This window comes from Actinomadura sp. NPDC048032, from assembly GCF_040653175.1.
GTDB classification, from domain to species: Bacteria; Actinomycetota; Actinomycetes; order Streptosporangiales; family Streptosporangiaceae; genus Spirillospora; species Spirillospora verrucosospora.
This window is the reverse complement of the sequence record NZ_JBEZJP010000544.1, coordinates 1-4,582: the sequence shown is the minus strand read 5'-3', so window position 1 is coordinate 4,582 and position 4,582 is coordinate 1. Positions and strand designations below refer to the sequence as shown.

Here is a 4,582-nt window from a genome sequence, read left to right as displayed (position 1 = left end):
CGCTACGACAAACTCGCCGCCCACTACCGCGCCGTGGTCACCATCGCCAGCCTCATCCTCTGGCTCAACCACGATCCACAAAACAGGCCCTAGGCCCGAACGAGAGGAATCGACGGGCGGGCGTGCCGTGACTGGCACGCCCGCCCGATGGCGGCGCGGAGCGCTACGTGATCGGCGCCTTCCAGGTCGCCTCCCAGGTCTGCGGCCCGACGATGCCGTCGACGTTCAGCCCCTTCTCCTGCTGGAAGGCCGCGCAGACCTCCTCCGAGCGGGTGCCGTAGATCCCGTCGACCACGAGGCTCGTCCAGCCGCGCTTGAACATCTTGTCCTGCCAGGTGCGGACGTCGTCGCCCTGCATCAGGGCGAGGAACCGGCCCGGCCAAGGCGGAGCCTGCACCGCTTCCTGAACGCTCTGCTGGGTCATGCTGATCGCCTCCTCACGGGTTGGCGGATTGATTCACTTGTTCGCGCTCGCGGGCCGCCGATCGCCGTCGCCGCTCGGCGCCGGCACCGCCGTCGGCACGGACGTCGTCGCCGTCGCCTGCGGAACCGTCTCCCGCGGCGTCTTCGGATCGGCGGTCCCGTGAACGCCTTCCAGCACTTCGCGGCCCTGCTTGTCCACGAAGTTGGTGAACAGCTCCTGCGAGTAGCCGAGCAGGACCGCCCAGGCGATGATCTGGCCCGACGAGTCGAGGGCGCTGAGCCCCGGGACGAACTCGCCGCGCAGGAGCAGGAGCCCGAGCACGGCCACGAGCGCGCCGGTGGGAAGTTTCAGGAGTGCCAGAGCCACGGGGATGCCGAAGGAGGTCGTGGATCCCCTGACCTTCCGCAGAGCGGAGGCGGCCGCGATACAGGCCGCCGTGACCCCGGCGATCTCGACGATGGCGTAGTCCCCAGGCGACGCGACCGAGCCTGGGGAAGGCAGGGGCGACGCGCTGGAGGTTCTGCTGGGACAGGCGACCTGGTTCCCCGGCGTGAAGCACAGCGGCACGGCCGACTTCCAGATGGCCCCGGCCACGGCGATGCCGCACGCGAGGCAGAACAGGCCGAGCGCGGTGAGCCAGACGAGGCGCGCGAAGTTCGCCGCGCGCAGCCTCTCCTTGAGAGAGGCCTCCCGCGCGGCGTCGACCGCGTCCAGCACGGCCGACAGCGCCGGGGCCGACGGCGTGGAATCGTCGGTGCCGCGCGTCGCCGTCCACCAGTGTTGCCGGCTTCCCGTGACCTGGGCGGCGTGGTTCGCCGACCCCGCCTGCTGCAGTTCCCACGCGGCCTTCTCGGCGGCGATGCGGCGGGTGTCGTCCGGGGGGAGATGCTGCTTGATGATGGCGAACAGGTCCGGCAGGTGAGGTGCGAGTTCCTCGGGGGGAAGCGTCCGCAACCACATGGTGCGTGCGGAGTTGACGTACATCTGCGCCGCTGCCACATGCGACGCGCTCCGGCCCCGAGGGTGCTCGTCGATGTCGAGGACCCGGCGGGCATCGTCCAGGGCCTGGAAGGCGTTCGAGACGAGTTGCGCCTGCTCGGTGGAGCGGGGGCGCGCGCACTTCGAGTTCAGCTGCGCGTCCAGTTCCCGGACGTTCGCGTGCACTCCCTCGCAGAGGACCCAGGACGTCCGCTCACGGTTCCACTCGTGTATCCGCGACGCGATCGGCATCCGCGCCAGCCAGCGCCACATCGACACCCCTCGGTACGGCACTCGCCCGTGCACCGCCCTCGATCCCCACGCTATTCGGGCGTCTCGGCCGCCGGGATCCATGGCGCGTACATTCTGCGCCACGGTCGTCCCTACCGCCCGGCCGGCTGCGCAAGGCCGCGCCACCCGGGGGTGACGCCCGCGAAAGCCACCGAACACCGCCGGCGCCATCCGGTGGATGGGCACCGGCGATCGGCGGTGACGCGTCGGGCGGGCCGACCCGGGCGGTCAGTCCTGGATGGTGATCTCGGTGGTCACCGGGGACGGGCCGAGCACCCAGGTGGCGGTGATCCTCACCTTCGTCCCGATCGGGACGGACCGGTCCACCCCGACGGGGAAGCTTCGCCCGACGTCGGAGGACGACAGCTGCAGCTCGGGCGGGACGGTGACGCCCGGGGTGTCGCTCGTCAGCTTGATCACGGCGCCGAACGGGTGCCAGACGTCGCCGAGTCCCACCACGCCGTAGTTCGGCCAGTAGCCGGGCGTGTTCCGGATCTCCCTGACCTGGCCGACGGAGAACTGCTTGGGCACCCCGATCAGGCTGGAGGTCATCACGTTGTTGCCGAGGTCCGCCGTCATCCCGACGTGGCGCGGGCTCCTGTCGGCGGAGACGCTGATCGGGAACGTGGCGCTGGTGGCGCCCGCGGGCACGACGACGTAGGGCGCGGAGTAGGCGGTCCCGTTCCAGGTGGGGTCGTTGCGGATGTCGACGGCGAGCCCGCCGACGGGCGCCGGTGACTGGATGCGCACGGTGCCGGTGACCGTCGTGCCGGTCACCGCGATCGCCTCCCCGTACTGCTGCTTGACCCAGAAGTTCGTCACCCCTTGCTCCCGCCAGTCCGGCGGTACCACGGTGATCGCCGTTTCCGCCGCGGTGCCGTTGGCGGACGCCTGCAGCCGCGTCGCGGTGGTCTCGCTTACCGACTCCACCCGGATCGGGAAGGTGACGGTCTGCTTGCCCTCCGGCACGGTGACCTTGCGCCCGGTCGATCTGGCGTAGTTCGGATCCCCGAACTCGGTCAGGTCGCGCAGCTCGACGACGGTCCCGCCGGCGGGCGCGGGCTCGGTCAGGGTGACCTTCTGGAGCGCCTCCTGCCCGGCGCTGATGGTGGACGGTGTGACGCTCGTCGACTCGACGGCGACGGCCGCCGCCCGCGCGGCGAGGGGGGTCGCCAGGCCGAGCAGCAGCGGCGCGGCGGCCAGCACGGCGGCGCGGCGGCCCACGGCCGCTTTGGAGAGGTTTGCCATGATCGCTATCCAAAGATCAACGAGGGTCGTTCCGCCAGGTCAAGACGCTGCACGTCAGACACTCGTAATAACCAGTAGGCGATCTGTCCCAGGAGACCCGTGCGTTCGAAAGCCCCGCCCGGGCCCCGATCTCCCGGCCTGACAAGCCCCGCTCGCCGGGCCGGGAGGCTGGGCCGAGGAAGGCGGCGGCGTCCGGTGGGCCGCCGGGGACGGGGAGAGTTACCTGGTCGTGATCCATGGGTTCCGCCTCTGTAGACTCGATGACCAGAAACGCCCGACCCCGATCCGAGGAGCGCCCACTCGTGGCTCTTGTCGTGCAGAAGTACGGTGGCTCCTCCGTCGCCGACGCCGAAGGCGTCAAGCGGGTCGCCCAGCGCATCGTCGCAACGAAGAAGGCGGGCAACGACGTGGTCGTCGTGGTCTCCGCCATGGGCGACACGACGGATGACCTCATCGACATGGCCAAGCAGGTCAGCCCCCTGCCGCCCGGCCGTGAGCTGGACATGCTGCTCACCGCCGGCGAGCGGATCTCGATGGCGCTGCTGGCCATGGCCATCGCGAACCTGGGCCACGAGGCCCGCTCGTTCACCGGCTCCCAGGCCGGTGTGATCACCGACGGCTCGCACGGCAAAGCCAAGATCATCGATGTGACGCCGGGACGGATCCGGACCGCGCTGGACGGCGGCTCGATCTGCATCGTGGCCGGATTCCAGGGCGTCTCGCAGGGGACCAAGGACATCACGACGCTCGGCCGCGGCGGGTCCGACACCACGGCCGTCGCGCTCGCGGCGGCGCTGGACGCCGACGTCTGCGAGATCTACTCCGACGTCGACGGCGTCTTCACCGCCGACCCGCGCATCGTGACCGCCGCGCGCAAGATCCCGAAGATCTCCTACGAGGAGATGCTGGAGATGGCGGCCAGCGGGGCGAAGATCCTGCATCTGCGCTGCGTGGAGTACGCGCGCCGCTACAACATCCCGATCCACGTGCGGTCCTCGTTCAGCCAGAAGGTGGGGACGTGGGTCGTCGACAGCAGCGAGATCGAAGGACAGGACATGGAGCAGGCGATCATCTCCGGCGTCGCGCACGACCGGAGCGAGGCCAAGATCACCGTGGTCGGGGTGCCCGACAAGGTCGGTGAGGCCGCCACGATCTTCACGGTGCTGTCCGAGGCCGAGATCAACATCGACATGATCGTGCAGAACGTGTCGGCGGCGTCGACCGGGCGCACCGACATCTCGTTCACGCTGCCGTCCACCGACGGGCAGAGCGCCCTCACCGCGCTGAACAAGCTCAAGGAGAAGATCGGCTTCGAGTCGCTGCGCTACGACGACCGCATCGGCAAGGTGTCGCTGATCGGCGCCGGGATGCGCTCGCACCCGGGCGTCACCGCGTCGCTGTTCGGCGCGATCGCCGAGGCCGGCGTGAACATCGAGATGATCTCCACCTCGGAGATCCGGATCTCGGTCGTCGTCGCCCAGGACGACATCGACACCGCCGTCGCCGCCGCGCACCGCGCCTTCGACCTGGACGCCGAGCAGGTCGAGGCCGTCGTCTACGGGGGCACCGGCCGCTGACCGAACGCCGAAGCGGGCCGCACGGGTCTCCGTGCGGCCTGATCGGCGGCGCGGCGCCCATCCC

At 70.3% G+C, this 4,582-nt stretch carries 4 protein-coding genes; 1 reads left to right on the top strand and 3 read right to left on the bottom strand.

Going from position 1 to position 4,582, the window contains the following annotated elements:
• Positions 1-163: 163 nt before the first annotated feature.
• The 3 genes from AB0C69_RS38535 to AB0C69_RS38525 form a co-directional block, all read right to left on the bottom strand.
• Positions 164-424 (bottom strand): peptidoglycan-binding domain-containing protein, encoded by a 261-nt coding sequence (locus AB0C69_RS38535; protein WP_360360943.1) that lies wholly within the window; start codon positions 422-424, stop codon positions 164-166.
• Between the two features lie 33 nt (positions 425-457).
• Complete coding sequence (locus tag AB0C69_RS38530) at positions 458-1,675, bottom strand: hypothetical protein (protein WP_360360940.1); 1,218 nt, start codon at positions 1,673-1,675, stop codon at positions 458-460.
• Between the two features lie 246 nt (positions 1,676-1,921).
• On the bottom strand, positions 1,922-2,941 hold the full coding sequence (locus tag AB0C69_RS38525) for a hypothetical protein (protein ID WP_360360937.1): 1,020 nt from the start codon (positions 2,939-2,941) through the stop codon (positions 1,922-1,924).
• A 302-nt stretch (positions 2,942-3,243) separates the two neighbouring features.
• Here AB0C69_RS38525 and AB0C69_RS38520 point away from each other — a divergent pair, with 302 nt between their 5' ends.
• On the top strand, positions 3,244-4,518 hold the full coding sequence (locus AB0C69_RS38520; protein WP_345178859.1) for an aspartate kinase: 1,275 nt from the start codon (positions 3,244-3,246) through the stop codon (positions 4,516-4,518).
• The last annotated feature ends 64 nt before the right edge of the window (positions 4,519-4,582 follow it).